We start from the raw sequence: 19,182 nt of genomic DNA, 5'->3' as shown, positions 1-19,182 counted from the left end.
CGGAGGCGAAGCATGTCGGACGACGATCCCTTCGATCTACGCCGTTTCGTCGAGGCGCAGGCTCCCGTCATCGAGACGGCTATGGCGGAGCTCGCCGCGGGGCGCAAGCGAACGCATTGGATGTGGTTCGTCTTTCCGCAGCTCGAGGGGCTGGGCTCCAGCGCCATGGCGAAGCGCTATGCGATAGGCTCGGCGGCGGAAGCGCGCGCGTTTCTAGTGCATGAGGTATTGGGCGAGAGGCTGCGCGCCTGCACGCGTCTCGTTGTCGCCGCGGAGCGTCCGCTCGCCGAGATTTTCGGCGCGCCGGACGATCTCAAATTCAAATCCTCCATGACGCTCTTCGCCGAAGCGGCGCCGCGGGAGACGCTGTTCGCCGAAGCGATCGCGCGCTGCTGCGGCGGCGCGCGGGATACGGCGACGCTGCGCCGCCTCGCTCAATAGGCGGCGCGGCCCGCCGCAGGGCGGGGCGGGGCGCGGAGGGCGCCGTCCGCGCCGATCTCGATGATCGGGCAGGAATAGGGGTGCGAGGGCTCGAAGGCGGGCTCGTCCTCGCCGGCGCGATGGACGGCGACGCAGGCGAGCAGCGCGCCGCTCGTCAGCAGTCCGGCGGCGTCGAGATCGGCCATCGCCGCGCGCGGCGCGACGAGGCGCAGCGGGCCGAGCGCGTCGAGCGTCGCGAGGAAATCGGCGCCGTCGAAAGGCGCGAGGAAATGCAGCGCCGCGCCGGAGAGCAGCGCGGCGAGCGGCCCCGCGACGAGGCCGCCGATCGAGCCCGGCGAGACCAGCGACAGCAGCGGCGCCGAGCCATTGACATGCGCCTTGGCGATGAGGCCGAGCCCGCTGGAGACGAGCCCCGCCTGCTCGTGGAAATGCGGCGCGCCATATTGGTCCAGCGCGCCGACCAGCACTTTTTTGCCCGGCGCGGCGCGCGTCGAGGCGGACGAATCATTCTCGCTGCGCGAGCGCGGGCCGAAATCGACGGCGCCGTCTATGGTCCCGTCGAGCGAGCCGATGAGCCTTATCGACGGCGCTTGCGCGGCGACGCCGAAGACCAGCTCCTCGAGGCTCTCGCCGCCGATCGAGGCCGGCGCGATGAGCGCCGCGGCCGCGACGGCGCGCGCGCCCGCCGCCAGCGCGCCGATCGAGAGGCCGAGCGGCGCCGTCACCGGCTCGAGGCCGGCGGAGATGATTCCGATGAGCGCGATCAGCGTCGCGCTGGTCGGCGCAGCGAAGAGAATGATGCGCTCGCCGGGCTGCAAATCGAAGCTGCGCAGATCGGCGCGAAAGGCGGCGACGCGGCGGTCGAGCTCGGCGTGGTCGATCGCCGCGCCGGTCGAGGCGTCGGCGGCGGCGAGGCGCATGGGGCGCAGCCGCGCCGCGCCGGCGATCAGCGCGTCGAGGCCGAACATGGTCAGCGGATGCGCGCGGGAGAGCGCGCGGCCGGAGCTATCGGCGAGCGTCACGGCTCCGTCCTCCACCATGTCTCGAGCGTGGCGCCAAACAAGGGAGAGTAGCGGGGCAATTTCGACGGCCTCGCGATTTTCGTCGAGTGAGCGATCCATTGCGTCGAGGAGTGATAGAGCGGCACGATGTAGAAACCGGAGAGAAGCGCGCGGTCGTAGGCGCGCACGGCGGCGACGAAATCCTCGCGCCCGCGCGCGGACAGCAGCGCTGCGATGAGCGCGTCTATCGCCGGAGAGGAGGCTCCCGCGAGATTATACGAGCCTTCTTGCGCGGCGCTTGCGGAGCCCCAGCGCATGCGCTGCTCATTGCCGGGCGAGGCGGAGGCGGTCCAGGTTCCGAACATCACGTCGAATTCGAACTTTTGCCGGCGACGCTGATATTGCACCTCGTCCACGAGGCGCACGCTCGCCGTCACGCCGATGCGCTGCAGCGAGGAGGCGAAGAACAGCGCCAGACGCTCCTGATCGCGATTGGCGACCATGATCTCGAAGGAGAGCGGATCGCCGTTCTTCACCAGCCGATTGTCGACGAGCTTGTAGCCGGCCTCGCCGAGCAGTTCCAGCGCGCGGCGGGCGGGCTCGCGGTCGCGGCCGGTGCCGTCATGCACGGGCGGGCGCCAGCGCCCTTCCAGAATGTCCTCGCGCACGGCGCCGGGGAAGGGGGCGAGCAAAGCGCGCTCCGCCTCGCTGGCCGGGCGGCCGGTGGAGGCGAGCTCCGACTCGTCGAAGAAGCTCTTGGTGCGCGTGTAGAGGCCCGAATAGAGATTGGCGTTGATCCACTCGAAATCGAACATCAGGCCCAGAGCCTCGCGCAGCCGCGCGTCCTGGAACATCGGCCGCCGCGTGTTGAAGACGAAGCCTTCCATGCCCTTGGGGCCGGGGCTCGGCAGAGTCTCCACGGCGACGCGCCCGTCGCGCACGGCGGGGAAGTCATATCCGCTGGCCCAGCGCGTGGTGTTGGACTCCTCGCGATAATCGACGACGCCGGCCTTGAAGGCCTCGAACAGCGAATTGGCGTCGCGGAAATAATTCACGTCGATCTGATCGAAATTATAGAGCCCGCGCTGCATGGGCAGGTCCTTGCCCCAATAGGCGGGATCGCGCTTCAGCACGAGCCGCGCGCCGGGCTCGACCTCCTCGACCACATAGGGGCCGGAGCCGATCGGCGGCTTCAGCGTGGCGTCGGTGAAATGCTCGACATCGGTGGCGTGCTTGGGCAGCACGGGCAGAAAGCCGAGAATGAGCGGCAGCTCGCGATCATTGGCGCCGGTGAGATCGAAGCTGATCGTCTGCGCATCCGGCGTCTCGACGCGCTTCACCAGCCCATAGGCGCTGCGCTGCTGCGGACGGCCCTTGGCCTTCAGCAGATCGAAGGAGAAGCGCACATCCGCCGAGGTGAGCGGCGCGCCATCGGAGAAGCGGGCGCGCGGATCGAGATGGAAGGTCACATGCTCGCGCGAATCATCGACCTCGATCGAGCGCGCCAGCACGCCATAGACGGTGAAGGGCTCGTCCAGCGAGCGCGCCATCAGCCGCTGAATGACATTGCCCTCCAGCCCTTGCGCGGTCGAGCCGGCCTTGAGGTTGAAAGGATTGAGGCTGTCGAAGGCGCCCTGCAGGCCGATTCGCAGCCGTCCGCCCTGTTTCGCCTGTGGATCGGCGTAGGGGAGATGATCGAAATCGGCCGGCAGAGCCGGCTCGCCATGCATGGCGAGGCCGTGGCTCTCTGCGGCGACGGCGCTCGCGCCTTGCCCGCTCGCGAAGAACAAGGGGAAAAGCGTGGCGAGAATTGCGGCGCGAATCGCTCGAATCGTCATGGGCAGACCATATTCCAGGGCGGGTTGACCGGGACAAGACGTCTTGGACGGACTCGGGGTATTCACATATGTTCTTGGAAATACGAGGGCTGCATAGGCTTGGGCGTCTCGTCCCCCGGCGCGGGGCGGTCTCGCTCGAGGCTCGCGCAGGCCGCTGGAATTCGGCGCGTCGATTTTGTATGAGGCTAGCCGTCTACCTTTCGCCCCGTCCCAGGGCGAAGACCGAGGACGGGGAGGTAAGAGGCTCTTTCCTCGCGGCGAATGACGCCCCGTGCGCCCACTCGATCGTGCACTACTCGAAAGGACGACTTATGCCAATTCAATTTCCGCGGATCTTCGCTGCGGTTCTGACGGGGACCCTCCTCGTTACGGCGGGCGTGGCGCAGGCTCAGCAGAAGCCGCCGGCTCATAAGCCCGCCGCTCCGGCTCCGGCCCCTGCGCCCGCTCCGGCGCAGCAGCCGGCTCCGGCTCAGCAACAGCAGCCTCAGGGACCGATCAAGGCCGATCTCGTCCCCGTGCAGCCGGAATGGACCAAGGTCTGCGGCGCGGATCAGCAGTCGAAGAAGGAAATCTGCTACACGACGCGCGATTTCGGCGCTCAGGCCGACCAGCCTCTGCTGGCGCTCGCCGTCTATGATCCCAAGGGCGACGATAGCAAGATCATCCGTCTGCTGCTGCCGCCGGGCCTGCTGCTGAAGCCGGGCTTCCGCTTCGCCGTCGGCGCAGGCGCGCTGGACGCCGGCGAGTTCGAGATCTGCTTCCCCAATGGCTGCTTCGCGCAGGCCAAGGTCAAGGCGGCGCTCGTCGACCAGATGAAGAAAGCCGACAAGATGACCATCGTGGTCAAGAACCAGGTCAACAATGAAGTGACCTTCCTTCTGCCGCTGACGGGTTTCGGCAAATCCTATGACGGCCCGGCCGTCGATCCCAAGGTGCTCGAGGAGCAGCAGAAGAAGCTGCAGGAAGAGTTGCAGAAGAAGGCCGACGACGAGCGCAAGAAGCTCGAGAGCCAACAGAAGCCGGCGGGCAAGTAAGTTCGAGAGGCGCGATCTTCCGGTCACGGAAGGTCGCGCTCTATTTTCGTCTGCGACGCGGGCGCCGAGGATTGCGCGGCGCGCCGCGCGAGCGTCGGGAATGTCGCGCCTTTCGCGCTCGGCGTCCCGCTAAAACGAGCGTCTCAGTGCCGCTTGGCCGACTTCACGCGATAATAGCCGTCGGAGGAGCGCTCGAAGGTCTCCTCGACCTGCGGATGACGCACCGGGTCGCCGGAATTGTCGGGCAGGAGATTCTGCTCCGAGACATAGGCGACATATTCCGTCTCGGAATTTTCGGCGAACAAATGGTAGAAGGGCTGGTCCTTGCGCGGCCGGACTTCCTCGGGAATGGACAGCCACCATTCTTCCGTATTGGCGAATTCGGGATCGACATCGTAGATCACGCCGCGAAACGGATAGCGACGGTGCTTGACGACCTGCCCGATCGTGAATTTGGCGCTACATTCTCTCGTCATATCGATCGACGCCATTGTTACGCTGCATACCGGACGAAACGGTAGCGCAGCGCCGCCATTGGCGTCAACGCTGTAAAGCGCGGGCGGCGGACCGCCCGCGCGCAGGGCTCAGAAGCCGTAGATCGCCGCATAATCTGGATCATTGGCGGCGACCTGACGGGCGAGATCGACGACGACCTTGCACTGCTTCCAGGTGGCGTCGTCCTGCATGCGGCCGTCGATCATCACCGCGCCGGTGCCGTCCGGCATCGCCTCCAGCACGCGGCGGGCGAAAGCCACTTCCGCCGGATCGGGCGAGAAGACGCGCTTGGCGATGGCGATCTGCGTCGGATGCAGCGACCAGGCGCCCGCGCAGCCGAGCAGGAAGGCGTTGCGGAACTGCGATTCGCAGGCCGGCGAATCGGAGAAATCGCCGAAGGGCCCGTAAAACGCCTTGATTCCCGCCGAGGCGCAGGCGTCCACCATTTTGGCGATGGTGTAATGCCACAAATCCTGCTGATAGGAGGGGCGCAGGCCCTGGCCCGGATCGGCGTCCGCGAGCACGCGATAATCGGGATGGCCGCCGCCGACGCGCGTCGTCTTCATTGCGCGCGAGGCCGCGAGATCGGCCGGACCGAGGCTGATGCCATGCATGCGCGGGCTCGCCGCCGCGATGGCGTCCACATTCTTCACGCCCTCGGCCGTCTCGAGGATGGCGTGAATGAGAATGGGCTTGGTCACGCCATTGCGGGCCTCGAGCTGCGCGAGCAGCTGATCGAGATAATGAATGTCCCAGGGGCCCTCCACCTTGGGCAGCATCACCACATCGAGCTTATTGCCGACGGCGGCGACAATCTCGATCAGATCGTCGAGAATCCAGGGCGAGTTCAGCGAATTGATGCGCGTCCACAGACCGGTGGAGCCGAACTCCGTCGAATTGGCCATCTCGATGAAGCCTTTGCGGGCGGCTTCCTTGGCGTCGGCGGGAATGGCGTCCTCGAGGTTACCGAGCACCACATCCACCTGGCGGACGAGCTCCGGCACCTTGGCGCGCAGCTTCTCCAAATGCGGCGGCACGAAATGAATCATCCGCTCGACCTTGACCGGAAGCTCACGCAAGGGCGCCGGCGCGCCAATGGCGAGCGGGCGGTAGAATTGATTGGGGAGTTTCATCGTGCGGCTCTTTCTCGTAAGGAAGTGCCCGCAGCGATAGCCGGTCTTTTCGGCGGAGGGAATAGGGCGCGCCTGCGCTCGCGCCCCCTCTAAGGCCCGGCTTTCGCCTCCATTTCCGCCAACCACTAATTTTCTTCTACATGACACAATCTGCGCTTGACGCGGCGGTAACACGCCATTAGGTTCCGCCCACTTTCGACAGGCAGTAAGTTCACGTCGTCGCAAGCGCCGCGCTCGCGACCCTTCGAACTTATACGCTGTCGGCCTCACCTGAGACTGCCAAGCAGTTGGTAATCATAGGGCGCGCCAGCGTCCTCCAGGAAGGCACGACCCCGGAAACGGGGTCCTCTGCATGAGGAGCGCCTTGGGCCGGAGGGCCGAGGGCGCTCAGCTCGCTTGCGTTCTAGCGAATGCGAGCGGGGTATCGATTATTCGCCAATTCGCCGGGCGCGCGAGGACGAGCGCTCAGGATCTGGAGCGAAGGAACTGGAATGCCGACGATCAGCCAGTTGATCCGCAAGCCGCGGCAACCGAAGACCTACCGCGAGAAGTCCCGCCATCTCGGGGCCTGCCCCCAGAAGCGCGGCGTCTGCACGCGCGTCTACACGACGACGCCGAAGAAGCCGAACTCGGCTCTCCGCAAGGTCGCCAAGGTGCGCCTGACCAATGGCTTCGAGGTCATCGGCTACATCCCCGGCGAGGGTCATAACCTCCAGGAGCACTCGGTGGTCATGATCCGCGGCGGCCGCGTGAAGGACCTTCCCGGCGTGCGCTATCATATTCTGCGCGGCGTGCTCGACACGCAGGGCGTCAAGGATCGTAAGCAGCGCCGTTCGAAATACGGCGCGAAGCGTCCGAAGTAAGGAGCGAGAGACATGTCGCGTCGCCATCGCGCCGAGAAGCGGGAAATCATCGAGGACGCCAAGTTCGGCGATTCCGTCGTCACCAAGTTCATGAACTCGATCATGTACGACGGCAAGAAGTCGGTCGCCGAGGCGATCGTCTACGGAGCCTTCGACATCATCGAGGCCAAGGCCAAGAGCGATCCTCTGCAGGTGTTCAAGTCGGCGCTCGAGAATGTCGCGCCGGCCATCGAGGTTCGCTCGCGGCGCGTCGGCGGCGCCACCTATCAGGTGCCGGTCGAGGTTCGCAACGAGCGCCGTCAGGCGCTGGCGATCCGCTGGATCATCACGGCGGCGCGCGCCCGCAACGACAAGACGATGGTCGATCGTCTTTCGGCGGAGCTGCTCGACGCCTCCAACAACCGCGGCAATGCGGTGAAGAAGCGCGAGGACACGCACCGCATGGCGGAAGCGAACCGCGCCTTCTCGCACTATCGCTGGTAACCCTTTTCGTCGCCCTCTGATCGAGGACATCTCAAATGCCCCGTAGCCATCCCATCGAAGACTATCGCAACTTCGGCATCATGGCCCACATCGACGCGGGCAAGACGACGACGACCGAGCGTATTCTGTACTACTCCGGCAAGAGCCATAAGATCGGCGAGGTGCATGAAGGCGCCGCGACGATGGATTGGATGGAGCAGGAGCAGGAGCGCGGCATCACGATCACTTCCGCCGCGACGACGACCTTCTGGAACGGCAAGCGCCTGAACATCATCGACACGCCCGGCCATGTCGACTTCACCATCGAGGTGGAGCGTTCGCTGCGCGTGCTCGACGGCGCCGTCTGCGTTCTCGACGGCAATCAGGGCGTCGAGCCGCAGACCGAGACCGTGTGGCGTCAGGCCGACAAATATGCGGTTCCGCGCGTCGTCTTCGTCAATAAGATGGACAAGATCGGCGCCGATTTCTATCGCTGCGTCGACGATATCGTCACCAAGGTCGGCGGCAAGCCGGTCTGCCTGCAGCTGCCGATCGGCTCCGAGAATCTGTTCAAGGGCATTGTCGATCTGGTCCGCATGAAGGCGGTGGTCTGGGACGACGAGGGTCTCGGCGCAAAATATCATGACGAGGAGATTCCGGCCGATCTCGTCGAGAAGGCGAAAGAGTATCGCACCACGCTGATCGAGGCGGCGGTCGAGCTCGACGACGACGCCATGGCGGCCTATCTCGACGGTCAGGAGCCGAGCGAGGAGACGCTGAAGAAGCTCGTCCGCAAGGCTGTGCGTCATACCGCCTTCCATCCGGTGTTCTGCGGCTCGGCCTTCAAGAACAAGGGCGTGCAGCCGCTGCTCGACGCGGTCGTCGATTATCTGCCGTCGCCCGTCGATCGCGAGGCGATCAAGGGCGTGGACATGAACACCGGCGACGAGCTGGTGCGCAATCCGTCGGACAGCGAGCCTTTCTCCATGCTCGCCTTCAAGATCATGGACGACCCCTTCGTCGGCACCATCACCTTCTGCCGCGTCTACTCCGGCAAGATCGAGTCGGGCACGACCGTGCTCAACTCGACCAAGGACAAGAAAGAGCGCGTCGGCCGCATGCTGCTGATGCACGCCAATAACCGCGAGGACATCAAGGAAGCCTATGCGGGCGACATCGTCGCTCTCGCCGGCCTCAAGGAGACCCGCACTGGCGACACGCTCTGCGACACTCTGAAGCCCGCGATTCTGGAGCGCATGGAGTTCCCGGAGCCGGTCATCGAGATCGCCATCGAGCCGAAGTCCAAGGCCGATCAGGAGAAGCTCGGCATCGCGCTCCAGAAGCTCGCGGCCGAGGATCCGTCCTTCCGCGTCTCGACCGATCAGGAGAGCGGCCAGACCATTCTGAAGGGAATGGGCGAGCTGCATCTCGACATCAAGGTCGATATTCTGAAGCGCACCTATAAGGTCGACGCCAATATCGGCGCGCCGCAGGTCGCCTATCGCGAGCGGCTGACGAAGCGCGTCGAGATCGACTACACGCATAAGAAACAGACCGGCGGCACCGGCCAGTTCGCCCGCGTCATCATTATTTTCGAGCCGAACGAGCCCGGCGCCGGCAATGTCTTCGAGTCGAAGATCGTCGGCGGCTCGGTGCCGAAGGAATATATCCCCGGCGTCGAGAAGGGCATCAACAGCGTGATGGGGTCCGGCATTCTCGCGGGCTTCCCTGTCGTCGATGTCAAGGCGACGCTGATCGACGGCGGCTTCCACGACGTCGACTCGTCGGTGCTCGCCTTCGAAATCGCTTCGCGCGCCGCGTTCCGTGACGCGCTGCAGAAGGGCGGTTCGGTGCTGCTCGAGCCGATCATGAAGGTCGAGGTGGTGACGCCCGAGGAATATACGGGCTCGGTCATCGGCGACATCAACTCGCGGCGCGGGCAGATCCAGGGTCAGGACATGCGCGGCAATGCGGTCGTCGTCGATGCGATGGTGCCGCTCGCCAACATGTTCGGCTATGTCAATCAGCTGCGTTCCTTCACCCAGGGACGCGCGAACTACACGATGCAATTCGATCACTACGACCAGGTCCCCGAGGCGGAGTCGAAGAAGGTTCAGGCGAAATACGCCTGATCGTCTCAACGTCGCGGAATCAGTCTCTAAAGGAGTGTGGCCATGGCCAAGGAAAAATTCTCACGCACGAAGCCGCATTGCAACATCGGCACGATCGGTCACGTGGACCATGGCAAGACGTCGCTGACGGCGGCGATCACCAAGGTTCTGGCCGAGTCAGGCGGCGCGACCTTCACGGCCTATGACCAGATCGACAAGGCCCCGGAAGAGCGCGCGCGCGGCATCACCATCTCGACGGCCCACGTCGAGTATGAGACGACCAATCGCCACTACGCGCACGTCGACTGCCCCGGCCACGCCGATTATGTGAAGAACATGATCACCGGCGCCGCGCAGATGGACGGCGCCATCCTCGTCGTCTCCGCCGCCGACGGCCCGATGCCGCAGACCCGCGAGCACATTCTGCTCGCCCGCCAGGTCGGCGTGCCGGCGCTCGTCGTGTTCCTGAACAAGGTCGACATGGTCGACGATCCCGAGCTGCTCGAGCTCGTCGAGCTCGAGGTTCGCGAGCTTCTGTCGAAATACGAGTTCCCCGGCGACGATATTCCGATCACCAAGGGCTCGGCCCTGGCGGCGCTCGAGAACAAGACGCCCGAGATCGGCCATGACGCGATCCTGAAGCTGATGCAGACGGTCGACGAATATATCCCGCAGCCGGAGCGTCCGAAGGATCAGCCCTTCCTGATGCCGGTCGAGGACGTGTTCTCGATCTCGGGCCGCGGCACGGTGGTGACGGGCCGCGTCGAGCGCGGCGTGGTCAAGGTCGGCGAGGAAGTCGAGATCGTCGGCATTCGCCCGACGGTGAAGACGACCGTGACCGGCGTCGAAATGTTCCGCAAGCTGCTCGATCAGGGCGAGGCGGGCGACAATATCGGCGCGCTGCTGCGCGGCACCAAGCGCGAGGACGTGGAGCGCGGCCAGGTTCTGTCGAAGCCCGGCTCTGTGAAGCCGCACACCAAGTTCAAGGCGGAAGCCTATATTCTGACGAAGGAAGAGGGCGGCCGTCATACGCCGTTCTTCACCAACTATCGCCCGCAGTTCTACTTCCGCACGACGGATGTGACCGGCATTGTGACGCTCCCCGAGGGCGTCGAGATGGTGATGCCGGGCGATAATGTGGCGATGGAGGTGAACCTCATCGTTCCGATCGCCATGGAGGAGAAGCTGCGCTTCGCCATCCGCGAAGGCGGCCGCACGGTTGGCGCCGGCGTCGTCGCCTCGATCATCGAATAAGGAATTTGGACCGCGGGGCGTCTCGCCTCGCATTCGAGAAACGGCCTGCGAGCCCTCACGGCTCGCGGCCCAGAGCGCGCCGCGGCTCGCGGTCCAAGAGGAAGACGCTGATGAACGGACAGAATATCCGGATTCGCCTGAAGGCGTTCGATCACCGGATTCTCGATACGTCGACGAAAGAGATCGTCTCCACCGCCAAGCGCACGGGCGCTCAGGTGCGTGGTCCGATCCCGCTGCCGACCAAGATCGAGAAGTTCACGGTGAACCGTTCGCCGCACATCGACAAGAAATCGCGCGAGCAGTTCGAGATCAGGACTCACAAGCGCGTGCTCGATATCGTCGATCCGACCCCGCAAACGGTGGACGCGCTGATGAAGCTCGATCTCGCCGCCGGCGTCGACGTCGAAATCAAGCTCTAATAAAAATGAACCGGGCGCCTCTCGCGACGAGAGCGATGCGCCTTTCGAAGGAAGAGATCATGCGGTCTGGCGTCATCGCGCAAAAGGTCGGAATGACCCGCGTCTTCACCGAAGCGGGCGAGCATGTGCCGGTCACGGTGCTGAAGCTCGACGGCTGCCAAGTCGTCGCCCATCGGACCAAGGAGCAGAACGGCTACACCGCCGTGCAGCTCGGTATCGGCCACGCCAAGGTGAAGAACGTCTCCAGGGCCGAGCGCGGCCGTTTCGCCGTCGCCAAGGTCGAGCCGAAGCTGAAGCTCGCCGAGTTTCGCGTCGAGGAGACGGAACTGCTTCCCGTCGGCGCCGAGATCACGGCCGATCATTTCGTCGTCGGCCAGTTCGTCGACGTGACCGGCACGACGATCGGCAAGGGCTTCGCCGGCGCGATGAAGCGCTGGAACTTCGGCGGCCTGCGCGCCACCCACGGCGTGTCGATCTCGCATCGCTCGCATGGTTCGACCGGCGGCCGTCAGGACCCGGGCAAGACCTTCAAGAACAAGAAAATGGCCGGCCATATGGGCGTCGACCGCGTGACCACGCAGAATCTGCGGGTCGTGCAGACTGACGTCGAGCGCGGCCTGCTGCTGGTCGAGGGCTCCGTGCCCGGACATGCCGGCGGCTGGATTTTTGTGCGCGACGCGGTGAAGCGGGCGCTGCCGGCCGAAGCGCCGCAGCCCGGCAAATACCGTCTGGCGGAAGCTCCCGCCGCGCAAGAAGACAAGAAGGAGGACTGAGCCGTGGTGCAGATCAGCGTCACGTCGTACGACGGCCAGGATGCCGGCTCGATCGAGCTGGCGGACGAGATTTTCGGGCTCGAGCCGCGCCAGGATCTCATCTTCCGCATGATCCGCTGGCAGCTCGCCAAGCGGCGCGCCGGCACGCATGCGGTGAAGAACCGCGCCGACGTCGCCCGCACGGGCAAGAAGCTGCATAAGCAGAAAGGCACGGGCGGCGCTCGTCATGGATCGCGGCGCGCGCCGCAGTTCATCGGCGGCGGTCGCGCCTTCGGTCCGGTGGTGCGCAGTCATGAGCACGACCTGCCCAAGAAGGTGCGCGTTCTCGCTCTGAAGCACGCGCTCTCGGCCAAAGCCAAGGACGGCTCCATCATCGTCTGGGAGAGCGCTTCGCTCACCGAGCCGAAGACCAAGCTGCTCAAGGCCGGTTTCGACAAGACCGGGCTTTCCAGCGCGCTCATCATCGACGGCGCGGAGCCGCAGGCCAATTTCGCGCTGGCCGCGCGCAATCTGCCGCGGATCGACGTGCTGCCGGTCCAGGGCGTCAATGTCTATGACATTCTGCGCCGGGAGAAGCTGGTGCTGACCCGCGCGGCGATCGATGCGCTGGAGGCGCGCCTGAAATGAGCAAGGATGTGCGCCACTACGACGTGATCGTCTCCCCGGTCATCACCGAGAAGGCGACGATTGCTTCCGAGCAGAACAAAGTGGTCTTCAATGTCGCCAAGACCGCCACCAAGCCGCAGATCAAGGCGGCTGTGGAGGGGCTCTTCGACGTGAAGGTGGAGGCCGTCAACACGCTGCTGCGCAAGGGTAAGCTGCGCGCCTTCAAGGGCGTGCGCGGCCGCCAGTCGGATGTGAAGAAGGCGGTCGTCACGCTGGCCGAAGGCCATAAGATCGACGTGACGACGGGACTCTAAAGGTAGGCTCGAGGACAAAACCATGGCGCTGAAGACATTCAAGCCGGTCACGCCGAGCCTTCGTCAGCTCGTCATCGTCGACCGCAGCGATCTCTACAAGGGCAAGCCCGTCAAGACCCTCACCGAGGGCAAGACGTCCAAGGGCGGCCGCAACAACAATGGGCGCGTGACCGTGCGTTTCCGCGGCGGCGGCCACAAGCAGGCCTATCGCCTCGTCGACTTCAAGCGCCGCAAGCTCGATGTCGTCGGCAAGGTGGAGCGGATCGAATATGATCCGAACCGCACCGCCTTCATCGCGCTCATCCGTTATGCGGATGACGAGCTGTCCTATATTCTCGCGCCGCAGCGTCTTTCGGTCGGCGACGAGGTGATCTCGGGCGCTCAGGTCGATGTGAAGCCCGGCAACGCCATGCCGATCGGCAATATTCCGGTCGGCACGATCGTCCACAATGTCGAGATCAAGATCGGCAAGGGCGGCGCGATCGCGCGCTCGGCGGGCAATTATGCGCAGATCGTCGGCCGCGATCAGGGCTATGTGATCATTCGCCTGAACTCGGGCGAGCAGCGCCTCGTTCATGGGCAGTGCTTCGCGACGATCGGCGCGGTGTCGAACCCGGATCACATGAACATCTCGCTCGGCAAGGCGGGTCGTTCGCGCTGGCTCGGCCGTCGCCCGCATAACCGCGGCGTCACCATGAACCCGGTCGACCATCCGCACGGCGGCGGCGAAGGCCGCACCTCGGGCGGCCGTCATCCGGTCACGCCCTGGGGCAAGCCGACCAAGGGCAAGAAGACCCGCACGAACAAGAAGACCGACAAATTCATCGTGTCCTCGCGGCACGCCAAGAAGAAGAAGGGCTGATCCATGGCTCGCTCTATCTGGAAAGGCCCGTTCGTCGACGGCTATCTGCTGAAGAAGGCGGAGACCGCGCGCGCCTCGGGACGCAGCGATATCATCAAGATTTGGAGCCGCCGCTCCACCATTCTGCCGCAGTTCGTGGGTCTCACCTTCGGCGTGCACAATGGCCACAAGCATGTGCCTGTGTCTGTCAGCGAAGACATGATCGGGCACAAGTTCGGCGAATTCTCTCCGACGCGCACCTTCCACGGTCACGCGGCGGACAAGAAGTCGAAGAGGGGCTGACGAACATGTCCAAGCCGAGCAATCCGCGCGCGCTGGCCGACAATGAGGCGAAAGCCGTCGCCAACACGCTGCGCGTCTCCCCGCAGAAGCTCAATCTTCTCGCCCAGCTCATTCGGGGCAAGAAGGTCGATCGCGCTCTCGCCGATCTCGAGTTCTCGCGCAAGCGCATCGCGCACGAGGTCAAGAAGACCCTCGAGAGCGCCATCGCCAACGCCGAGAACAATCACGGTCTGGACGTCGACGATCTGATCGTCGCGCAGGCCTTCGTCGGCAAGTCGCTGGTGATGCGGCGCTTCGCGGCGCGCGCCCGCGGTCGCTCGAGCCGCATCGAGAAGCCCTTCGCGAATCTGACGATCATCGTCCGCGAAGTCGAAACGCCGGCGAAAGCCTAAAGGGAGCCAACGATGGGTCAGAAGGTCAATCCGATCGGGCTGCGCCTCGGCGTCAACCGCACCTGGGACTCGCGCTGGTTCGCGAGCAAGGGCGAATACGCCAAGCTTCTGCACGAGGATCTCGCCATTCGCGCAGCGGTGGCCAAGAATCTCAAGCAGGCGGCGGTCTCGCGCATCATCATCGAGCGTCCGCACAAGAAGTGCCGCGTGACGATCCACTCGGCGCGTCCGGGCGTCGTCATCGGCAAGAAGGGCGCGGACATCGACAAGATCCGCAAGCTGGTCGGCAGGCTCACCGGCAGCGAAGTGGTGATCAACATCGTCGAGGTGCGCAAGCCCGAGGTCGAGGCCACTCTGGTCGCCGATTCGATCGCTCAGCAGCTCGAGCGCCGCGTCGCCTTCCGCCGCGCGATGAAGCGCGCCGTGCAGTCGGCGATCCGGCTCGGGGCGCAAGGCATTCGCATCAATTGCTCGGGCCGTCTCGGCGGCGCGGAAATCGCGCGCCTGGAATGGTATCGCGAGGGCCGCGTGCCGCTGCATACGCTGCGCGCCGATGTCGACTATGGCGTCGCCACCGCGCATACCGCTTATGGCGCTTGCGGCATCAAGGTCTGGATCTTCAAGGGCGAGATCCTCGAGCATGATCCGATGGCGCAGGACAAGCGCCTGGCCGAGCAGGCCGCCGGCGGCGGTGAGCGCGAACATCATGGCGAGCGTCGCCGTCGCGAGCCGCGCGAGCCGCGCGACGCGGCCTAATTTCGAGAGTTCGACATCATGTTGCAACCCAAACGCACCAGGTTCCGCAAGGCCTTCAAAGGCCGCATTCACGGAAACGCCAAGGGCGGCTTTTCCCTGAATTTCGGTCAGTTCGGCCTCAAGGCTCTCGAGCCGGAGCGCATCACCGCGCGCCAGATCGAGGCGGCCCGCCGCGCCATGACGCGCCATATGAAGCGCGCCGGCCGCGTGTGGATCCGCATCTTCCCCGACGTGCCGGTTTCCAAAAAGCCGACCGAAGTGCGCATGGGTAAGGGCAAGGGCGCGCCGGAGCTCTGGGCCGTGCGCGTGGCGCCGGGCCGCATCATGTTCGAGGTCGACGGCGTGTCCGGCGAGCTCGCTCGCGAGGCTCTGACGCTCGCCGCCGCGAAGCTGCCGATCAAGACGCGCTTCATCGAACGCATCGCCGAGTGAGGATTGCGACCATGAGCACGAACAAGCAACGCGTCTCCGACCTCCGCGCCCTCTCCTTCGACCAGCTGGACGAGGAAGTGCTGAAGCTGAAGAAAGAGCAGTTCAATCTGCGCTTCCAGCGGGCGACGGGCCAGCTCGAGAACACGGCGCGTGTGCGCGTCGTTCGTCGCGACATCGCCCGCGCCAAATCCATCGCCGCGCAGAAGCGCGCTGAACAACAGAGTTGAGAGAGCGCCAATGCCGAAGCGAATTCTCCAGGGCGTCGTCGTCAGCGACAAGCAGAACAAGACCGTGGTGGTGAAGGTGGAGCGCCGCTTCACCCATCCGCTGTTCAAGAAGACCGTTCGTCGCACGAAAAATTATCATGCGCATGACGAGGCGCAGACTTTCAAGGTCGGCGACGAGGTCACGATCGAGGAGACGGCTCCGATCTCGCGGCTGAAGCGCTGGCGAGTGGTGGAAGCCGCCGACAAGGCCTGAGGCCTTCTAAAAGACGAGACGAGTGAGATGGTTTTCTCGGACGAAGTCGGGGGACCGAAACCAGACCGAGACGAAAGGCGGGATAAGCCATGATACAGATGCAGACAAATCTCGATGTCGCCGATAATTCTGGCGCCCGCCGCGTCATGTGCATCAAGGTGCTGGGCGGCTCCAAGCGCAAATACGCCGGCGTCGGCGACATTATCGTCGTCTCGATCAAGGAGGCGATCCCGCGCGGTCGCGTGAAGAAGGGCGACGTGCTCAAGGCGGTCGTGGTGCGCACGGCCAAGGACATCAAGCGCGCCGACGGCTCGGTGATCCGCTTCGATTCCAATGCGGCGGTTCTGATCAACAATCAGAAAGAGCCGATCGGCACGCGTATCTTCGGACCCGTGCCGCGCGAGCTGCGCGCCAAGAACCATATGAAGATCATTTCGCTCGCGCCGGAGGTGCTGTAATGGCCGCGAAAATCAAGAAAGGCGACAAGGTCGTCGTTCTCGCCGGTCGCGACAAGGGCCGCACGGGTCAGGTTATCCAGGTGCTGCCGACGGAAGGTCGCGCCGTGGTCGAGGGCGTCAATCTCGTCAAACGCCACCAGCGCCAAACGCGCCAGCAGGAGGCGGGGATCGTCACCAAACCGGCGGCGCTCGACCTGTCCAACATTGCGATTGCCGATCCCAAGGACGGCAAGCCGACGCGCGTCGGTTTCAAGACTCTCGATGACGGCCGCAAGGTCCGCATCGCCAAGCGTTCCGGAGAACAGATCGATGGCTGAGGAAAAGAAGCCGAAAGCCGCCAAGGCTCCGAAGGCGGAAGGCGAGGCCAAGAAAGCCGGCAAGGCGAAATCCGCTCCCGAGTCTGCGTCGCATGACGGCGGCGAGCGCCGTTCGACCGGCCCGAAGTCGCTTCCCGAGGGCGCCTATGAGGTGCGGCTGAAGAAGCATTATGAGGAAGTCGTTCGCGCCAAGCTCATGGAAGAGTTCGGCTATAAGAACGCTTTCGAGGTTCCGGCGATCGAGAAGATCGTGCTGAACATGGGCGTCGGCGAGGCGGTCAACGACAGCAAGAAGGTGACGGCGGCCGCCGGCGACCTCGCGCTGATCGCGGGCCAGAAGCCGGTGGTGACTCGCGCCCGCAAGGCGATCTCGACCTTCAAGGTTCGCGAGAATATGCCGATCGGCGCCAAGGTCACGCTGCGCAAGACGCGCATGTATGAATTTCTGGACCGCCTCATCACGATCGCGCTTCCGCGCGTTCGCGATTTCCGCGGCCTCAACCCCAAGTCTTTCGACGGACGCGGCTCCTACGCCCTCGGCATCAAGGAGCATATCGTGTTTCCCGAGATCGACTATGACAAGGCCGAGTCGATCCTCGGCATGGACGTCATCGTCGTGACCACGGCGAAGACGGACGACGAGGCGCGCGCGCTCCTGCGCGCGTTCAATTTCCCGTTCCGGCAGTGAGACGATAAGTCTCAAACGCGGAAACCGAAGGCATAGAAAATGGCCAAGAAGAGTTCGATCGAGACCAACAAGCGCAGGGCGAAGCTCGCCAAGGCCTATGCGGGCCGTCGCGAGCGGCTGAAGGCGAAGGCGAATGATGAGGCGCTGACCGCCGAGGAGCGGTTCGAGGCCCGTCTCAAGCTCGCCGAGCTGCCGCGCAATTCCGCGGCGATTCGCATTCGCAATCGCTGCGAGGTTTCGGGACGTCCGCGCGCTTTCTATCGCAAGCTGAAGCTGTCGCGCGTGGCGCTGCGTGAGCTCGGCTCGCGCGGCCTCATTCCCGGTCTCGTGAAGTCCAGCTGGTAAGGGAGAGAGCGAATGTCGATCAGCGATCCGTTGGGCGATCTGCTCACCCGTATCCGCAACGCGCAAATGCGCCGCAAGGACAAGGTCCAGACGCCGGGCTCCCGCCTACGCGGCCATGTTCTCGACGTGCTGAAGGAAGAAGGCTACATCCGCGGCTACACGACCACGGATTTCGGCAATGGCCGCACCGAGTTCGAGATCGAGCTGAAATATTTCGACGGCGAGCCGGTCATCAAGACGATCGAGCGCGTCTCGCGTCCAGGCCGCCGGGTCTATGCGGGCGTCGACAAGACGCCGCGCGTGGCCAATGGCCTCGGCATCACCATCGTGTCGACGCCCAAGGGCGTCATGGCCGATCACAAGGCCCGCGAGAACAATGTCGGCGGCGAGGTGCTTGCCAAGGTCTTCTGACCGAAGCTCGCAGGAATTGGGATAGGACTTCAACCATGTCTCGTATCGGCAAGAAGCCCGTCATCGTGCCGGCCGGCGTGACCGCGAAGGTCGACGGCCAGCTCGTTCAGGTGAAGGGCGCGAAGGGCGAGCTGCAGTTCCGGGTTCCCGACGATGTCGTGGTGACTCAGGATGGCAATTCGATCAAGGTCGACCCGCGCTCCAACAGCAAGCGCGCCCGCGCGCTGTGGGGCACGTCGCGCGCCCAGGTGAACAATCTCGTGGTCGGCGTCACCGCCGGCTTCGAGAAGAAGCTCGAGATCAACGGCGTCGGTTATCGCGCCGCGGTCGCCGGCAAGAATCTGCAGCTCGCGCTCGGCTATTCGCATGACGTGAACTATCCGATCCCGGCCGGCATAGCGATCGTGACGCCCAAGCCCACGGAGATCACCATCTCCGGCGTGGACAAGCGCCAAGTCGGTCAGGTCGCCGCGGAGATTCGTGCGTTGCGCGGCCCCGAGCCCTACAAGGGCAAGGGCGTGAAATACGCCGGCGAATTCATCTTCCGCAAGGAAGGCAAGAAGAAGTAAGGACGCGAGCCATGGCAAAGGACGTAAATGCAGCCGCCCGGCGCAAGGCCCGGGTCCGTCGGAGCATTCGCGCGCGCGCCTATGGCCGCCCGCGTCTGTCGGTGTTCCGCTCCTCGGAGCAGATCTATGCGCAGATCATCGACGACGAGAAGGGCGTGACCATCGTCTCCGCCTCGACGCTCGAAAAGGCCAATCGCGAGACGCTGAAGACGGGCGCCAACAAGGAAGCGGCGCATCTCGTCGGCAAGCAGATCGCCGAGCGCGCGGCGGCCAAGGGCATCACGGAAGTGGTGTTCGATCGCGGCGCCTATATCTATCACGGCCGCGTGCAGGCGCTGGCCGAGGGCGCTCGCGAGGGCGGCCTGCAGTTCTGATGCGCTCTCCCATTTGTGGGAGAGGAGGTCGCGCGATAGCGCGGCGAATTCGGGCCGGCGGGCTGGGCGAAG

Annotated in this window: 28 protein-coding genes; 24 read left to right on the top strand and 4 right to left on the bottom strand. The window is 64.6% G+C overall.

Annotated features, from left to right (window positions below; genetic code table 11):
- Positions 1-12: 12 nt before the first annotated feature.
- Positions 13-441, top strand: a complete 429-nt coding sequence (locus GYH34_RS17660) for a DUF1810 domain-containing protein (RefSeq protein WP_161914694.1) — start codon at positions 13-15, stop codon at positions 439-441.
- Here the strand turns inward: GYH34_RS17660 and GYH34_RS17655 are convergent.
- Together GYH34_RS17655 and GYH34_RS17650 are read right to left on the bottom strand one after the other, a co-directional pair.
- Positions 435-1,481, bottom strand: coding sequence for an AMP-binding protein (locus GYH34_RS17655; RefSeq protein WP_161914693.1), 1,047 nt, complete (start codon positions 1,479-1,481; stop codon positions 435-437). The two genes, GYH34_RS17660 and GYH34_RS17655, sit on opposite strands and share 7 nt — an antisense overlap.
- Positions 1,460-3,280 (bottom strand): extracellular solute-binding protein, encoded by a 1,821-nt coding sequence (locus GYH34_RS17650; RefSeq protein ID WP_161914692.1) that lies wholly within the window; start codon positions 3,278-3,280, stop codon positions 1,460-1,462. The genes GYH34_RS17655 and GYH34_RS17650 overlap by 22 nt, the downstream gene beginning before the upstream one ends.
- Before the next feature lie 311 nt (positions 3,281-3,591).
- Between GYH34_RS17650 and GYH34_RS17645 the strand changes: the two genes are divergently transcribed.
- Positions 3,592-4,314, top strand: a complete 723-nt coding sequence (locus GYH34_RS17645; protein ID WP_161914691.1) for an invasion associated locus B family protein — start codon at positions 3,592-3,594, stop codon at positions 4,312-4,314.
- 143 nt (positions 4,315-4,457) lie between these two features.
- On the opposite strand, the gene hspQ is transcribed toward GYH34_RS17645, so the two are convergent.
- Positions 4,458-4,790 carry a heat shock protein HspQ gene (gene hspQ, locus GYH34_RS17640; RefSeq protein ID WP_024881014.1) on the bottom strand — a complete coding sequence of 111 codons (333 nt, stop codon included), beginning with the start codon at positions 4,788-4,790 and terminating at the stop codon, positions 4,458-4,460.
- A gap of 108 nt (positions 4,791-4,898) precedes the next feature.
- Positions 4,899-5,942, bottom strand: coding sequence for a CoA ester lyase (locus tag GYH34_RS17635; RefSeq protein ID WP_161914690.1), 1,044 nt, complete (start codon positions 5,940-5,942; stop codon positions 4,899-4,901).
- Positions 5,943-6,433: 491 nt separating this feature from the next.
- Between GYH34_RS17635 and rpsL the strand changes: the two genes are divergently transcribed.
- The 22 genes from rpsL (at position 6,434) to rplR (ending at position 19,110) form a co-directional block, all read left to right on the top strand.
- A complete protein-coding gene (gene rpsL, locus GYH34_RS17630; protein ID WP_003610013.1) occupies positions 6,434-6,805 on the top strand; it encodes a 30S ribosomal protein S12 in 372 nt (123 codons plus the stop codon).
- A gap of 12 nt (positions 6,806-6,817) precedes the next feature.
- A complete protein-coding gene (rpsG, locus tag GYH34_RS17625; protein ID WP_018266642.1) occupies positions 6,818-7,288 on the top strand; it encodes a 30S ribosomal protein S7 in 471 nt (156 codons plus the stop codon).
- Positions 7,289-7,323: 35 nt separating this feature from the next.
- Positions 7,324-9,399: an elongation factor G gene (gene fusA / locus GYH34_RS17620; RefSeq protein WP_161914689.1), complete on the top strand. Its 2,076-nt coding sequence runs from the start codon at positions 7,324-7,326 to the stop codon at positions 9,397-9,399.
- Positions 9,400-9,441: 42 nt separating this feature from the next.
- Entirely contained in the window at positions 9,442-10,632 is a 1,191-nt protein-coding gene (gene tuf, locus GYH34_RS17615) for an elongation factor Tu (protein WP_161913871.1), read from the top strand.
- Between the two features lie 110 nt (positions 10,633-10,742).
- Positions 10,743-11,051, top strand: a complete 309-nt coding sequence (gene rpsJ / locus GYH34_RS17610) for a 30S ribosomal protein S10 (protein ID WP_003613511.1) — start codon at positions 10,743-10,745, stop codon at positions 11,049-11,051.
- Positions 11,052-11,110: 59 nt separating this feature from the next.
- Positions 11,111-11,824 carry a 50S ribosomal protein L3 gene (gene rplC, locus GYH34_RS17605; RefSeq protein WP_161914688.1) on the top strand — a complete coding sequence of 238 codons (714 nt, stop codon included), beginning with the start codon at positions 11,111-11,113 and terminating at the stop codon, positions 11,822-11,824.
- A gap of 6 nt (positions 11,825-11,830) precedes the next feature.
- Positions 11,831-12,451: a 50S ribosomal protein L4 gene (gene rplD, locus GYH34_RS17600; RefSeq protein WP_161915078.1), complete on the top strand. Its 621-nt coding sequence runs from the start codon at positions 11,831-11,833 to the stop codon at positions 12,449-12,451.
- Positions 12,448-12,744, top strand: coding sequence for a 50S ribosomal protein L23 (locus tag GYH34_RS17595; RefSeq protein WP_024881009.1), 297 nt, complete (start codon positions 12,448-12,450; stop codon positions 12,742-12,744). Before rplD ends, GYH34_RS17595 begins: the two co-directional genes overlap by 4 nt.
- A gap of 22 nt (positions 12,745-12,766) precedes the next feature.
- A complete protein-coding gene (gene rplB / locus GYH34_RS17590) occupies positions 12,767-13,606 on the top strand; it encodes a 50S ribosomal protein L2 (protein WP_036292388.1) in 840 nt (279 codons plus the stop codon).
- 3 nt (positions 13,607-13,609) lie between these two features.
- Positions 13,610-13,888: a 30S ribosomal protein S19 gene (gene rpsS, locus GYH34_RS17585; RefSeq protein WP_018266636.1), complete on the top strand. Its 279-nt coding sequence runs from the start codon at positions 13,610-13,612 to the stop codon at positions 13,886-13,888.
- Between the two features lie 5 nt (positions 13,889-13,893).
- The gene (rplV, locus tag GYH34_RS17580; RefSeq protein ID WP_018266635.1) at positions 13,894-14,280 is read left to right on the top strand and encodes a 50S ribosomal protein L22; all 387 of its coding nucleotides are present in this window, start codon (positions 13,894-13,896) and stop codon (positions 14,278-14,280) included.
- Positions 14,281-14,292: 12 nt separating this feature from the next.
- Positions 14,293-15,036 (top strand): 30S ribosomal protein S3, encoded by a 744-nt coding sequence (gene rpsC, locus GYH34_RS17575; protein WP_161914687.1) that lies wholly within the window; start codon positions 14,293-14,295, stop codon positions 15,034-15,036.
- A gap of 18 nt (positions 15,037-15,054) precedes the next feature.
- Entirely contained in the window at positions 15,055-15,468 is a 414-nt protein-coding gene (rplP, locus tag GYH34_RS17570; protein WP_018266633.1) for a 50S ribosomal protein L16, read from the top strand.
- An 11-nt stretch (positions 15,469-15,479) separates the two neighbouring features.
- Positions 15,480-15,695, top strand: coding sequence for a 50S ribosomal protein L29 (gene rpmC / locus GYH34_RS17565; RefSeq protein ID WP_018266632.1), 216 nt, complete (start codon positions 15,480-15,482; stop codon positions 15,693-15,695).
- 10 nt (positions 15,696-15,705) lie between these two features.
- Positions 15,706-15,948, top strand: coding sequence for a 30S ribosomal protein S17 (rpsQ, locus tag GYH34_RS17560; RefSeq protein WP_018266631.1), 243 nt, complete (start codon positions 15,706-15,708; stop codon positions 15,946-15,948).
- 89 nt (positions 15,949-16,037) lie between these two features.
- Positions 16,038-16,406: a 50S ribosomal protein L14 gene (rplN, locus tag GYH34_RS17555; protein WP_018266630.1), complete on the top strand. Its 369-nt coding sequence runs from the start codon at positions 16,038-16,040 to the stop codon at positions 16,404-16,406.
- Entirely contained in the window at positions 16,406-16,723 is a 318-nt protein-coding gene (gene rplX / locus GYH34_RS17550) for a 50S ribosomal protein L24 (RefSeq protein ID WP_161914686.1), read from the top strand. The genes rplN and rplX overlap by 1 nt, the downstream gene beginning before the upstream one ends.
- Positions 16,716-17,411, top strand: a complete 696-nt coding sequence (gene rplE / locus GYH34_RS17545; protein WP_161914685.1) for a 50S ribosomal protein L5 — start codon at positions 16,716-16,718, stop codon at positions 17,409-17,411. The genes rplX and rplE overlap by 8 nt, the downstream gene beginning before the upstream one ends.
- Before the next feature lie 39 nt (positions 17,412-17,450).
- Complete coding sequence (gene rpsN / locus GYH34_RS17540; RefSeq protein ID WP_003613528.1) at positions 17,451-17,756, top strand: 30S ribosomal protein S14; 306 nt, start codon at positions 17,451-17,453, stop codon at positions 17,754-17,756.
- A 12-nt stretch (positions 17,757-17,768) separates the two neighbouring features.
- Positions 17,769-18,167 (top strand): 30S ribosomal protein S8, encoded by a 399-nt coding sequence (gene rpsH, locus GYH34_RS17535; protein WP_018266626.1) that lies wholly within the window; start codon positions 17,769-17,771, stop codon positions 18,165-18,167.
- A gap of 35 nt (positions 18,168-18,202) precedes the next feature.
- Positions 18,203-18,736 (top strand): 50S ribosomal protein L6, encoded by a 534-nt coding sequence (rplF, locus tag GYH34_RS17530; protein WP_161914684.1) that lies wholly within the window; start codon positions 18,203-18,205, stop codon positions 18,734-18,736.
- 11 nt (positions 18,737-18,747) lie between these two features.
- Positions 18,748-19,110 carry a 50S ribosomal protein L18 gene (gene rplR / locus GYH34_RS17525; protein WP_018266624.1) on the top strand — a complete coding sequence of 121 codons (363 nt, stop codon included), beginning with the start codon at positions 18,748-18,750 and terminating at the stop codon, positions 19,108-19,110.
- Positions 19,111-19,182 lie beyond the last annotated feature (72 nt).

Source organism: Methylosinus sp. C49 (assembly GCF_009936375.1).
GTDB lineage: Bacteria > Pseudomonadota > Alphaproteobacteria > Rhizobiales > Beijerinckiaceae > Methylosinus.
This window is presented reverse-complemented; position numbering and strand designations above follow the sequence as displayed.

What these genes read in the sequence shown, in the direction of transcription:
- GYH34_RS17660 (WP_161914694.1), top strand. Translation starts at nt 13, where the DNA reads ATGTCGGACGACGATCCCTTCGATCTACGCCGTTTCGTCGAGGCGCAG.
- GYH34_RS17655 (WP_161914693.1), bottom strand. Translation starts at nt 1,481, where the DNA reads ATGGTGGAGGACGGAGCCGTGACGCTCGCCGATAGCTCCGGCCGCGCG.
- GYH34_RS17650 (WP_161914692.1), bottom strand. Translation starts at nt 3,280, where the DNA reads ATGACGATTCGAGCGATTCGCGCCGCAATTCTCGCCACGCTTTTCCCC.
- GYH34_RS17645 (WP_161914691.1), top strand. Translation starts at nt 3,592, where the DNA reads ATGCCAATTCAATTTCCGCGGATCTTCGCTGCGGTTCTGACGGGGACC.
- hspQ (WP_024881014.1), bottom strand. Translation starts at nt 4,790, where the DNA reads ATGACGAGAGAATGTAGCGCCAAATTCACGATCGGGCAGGTCGTCAAG.
- GYH34_RS17635 (WP_161914690.1), bottom strand. Translation starts at nt 5,942, where the DNA reads ATGAAACTCCCCAATCAATTCTACCGCCCGCTCGCCATTGGCGCGCCG.
- rpsL (WP_003610013.1), top strand. Translation starts at nt 6,434, where the DNA reads ATGCCGACGATCAGCCAGTTGATCCGCAAGCCGCGGCAACCGAAGACC.
- rpsG (WP_018266642.1), top strand. Translation starts at nt 6,818, where the DNA reads ATGTCGCGTCGCCATCGCGCCGAGAAGCGGGAAATCATCGAGGACGCC.
- fusA (WP_161914689.1), top strand. Translation starts at nt 7,324, where the DNA reads ATGCCCCGTAGCCATCCCATCGAAGACTATCGCAACTTCGGCATCATG.
- tuf (WP_161913871.1), top strand. Translation starts at nt 9,442, where the DNA reads ATGGCCAAGGAAAAATTCTCACGCACGAAGCCGCATTGCAACATCGGC.
- rpsJ (WP_003613511.1), top strand. Translation starts at nt 10,743, where the DNA reads ATGAACGGACAGAATATCCGGATTCGCCTGAAGGCGTTCGATCACCGG.
- rplC (WP_161914688.1), top strand. Translation starts at nt 11,111, where the DNA reads ATGCGGTCTGGCGTCATCGCGCAAAAGGTCGGAATGACCCGCGTCTTC.
- GYH34_RS17595 (WP_024881009.1), top strand. Translation starts at nt 12,448, where the DNA reads ATGAGCAAGGATGTGCGCCACTACGACGTGATCGTCTCCCCGGTCATC.
- rplB (WP_036292388.1), top strand. Translation starts at nt 12,767, where the DNA reads ATGGCGCTGAAGACATTCAAGCCGGTCACGCCGAGCCTTCGTCAGCTC.
- rpsS (WP_018266636.1), top strand. Translation starts at nt 13,610, where the DNA reads ATGGCTCGCTCTATCTGGAAAGGCCCGTTCGTCGACGGCTATCTGCTG.
- rplV (WP_018266635.1), top strand. Translation starts at nt 13,894, where the DNA reads ATGTCCAAGCCGAGCAATCCGCGCGCGCTGGCCGACAATGAGGCGAAA.
- rpsC (WP_161914687.1), top strand. Translation starts at nt 14,293, where the DNA reads ATGGGTCAGAAGGTCAATCCGATCGGGCTGCGCCTCGGCGTCAACCGC.
- rplP (WP_018266633.1), top strand. Translation starts at nt 15,055, where the DNA reads ATGTTGCAACCCAAACGCACCAGGTTCCGCAAGGCCTTCAAAGGCCGC.
- rpmC (WP_018266632.1), top strand. Translation starts at nt 15,480, where the DNA reads ATGAGCACGAACAAGCAACGCGTCTCCGACCTCCGCGCCCTCTCCTTC.
- rpsQ (WP_018266631.1), top strand. Translation starts at nt 15,706, where the DNA reads ATGCCGAAGCGAATTCTCCAGGGCGTCGTCGTCAGCGACAAGCAGAAC.
- rplN (WP_018266630.1), top strand. Translation starts at nt 16,038, where the DNA reads ATGATACAGATGCAGACAAATCTCGATGTCGCCGATAATTCTGGCGCC.
- rplX (WP_161914686.1), top strand. Translation starts at nt 16,406, where the DNA reads ATGGCCGCGAAAATCAAGAAAGGCGACAAGGTCGTCGTTCTCGCCGGT.
- rplE (WP_161914685.1), top strand. Translation starts at nt 16,716, where the DNA reads ATGGCTGAGGAAAAGAAGCCGAAAGCCGCCAAGGCTCCGAAGGCGGAA.
- rpsN (WP_003613528.1), top strand. Translation starts at nt 17,451, where the DNA reads ATGGCCAAGAAGAGTTCGATCGAGACCAACAAGCGCAGGGCGAAGCTC.
- rpsH (WP_018266626.1), top strand. Translation starts at nt 17,769, where the DNA reads ATGTCGATCAGCGATCCGTTGGGCGATCTGCTCACCCGTATCCGCAAC.
- rplF (WP_161914684.1), top strand. Translation starts at nt 18,203, where the DNA reads ATGTCTCGTATCGGCAAGAAGCCCGTCATCGTGCCGGCCGGCGTGACC.
- rplR (WP_018266624.1), top strand. Translation starts at nt 18,748, where the DNA reads ATGGCAAAGGACGTAAATGCAGCCGCCCGGCGCAAGGCCCGGGTCCGT.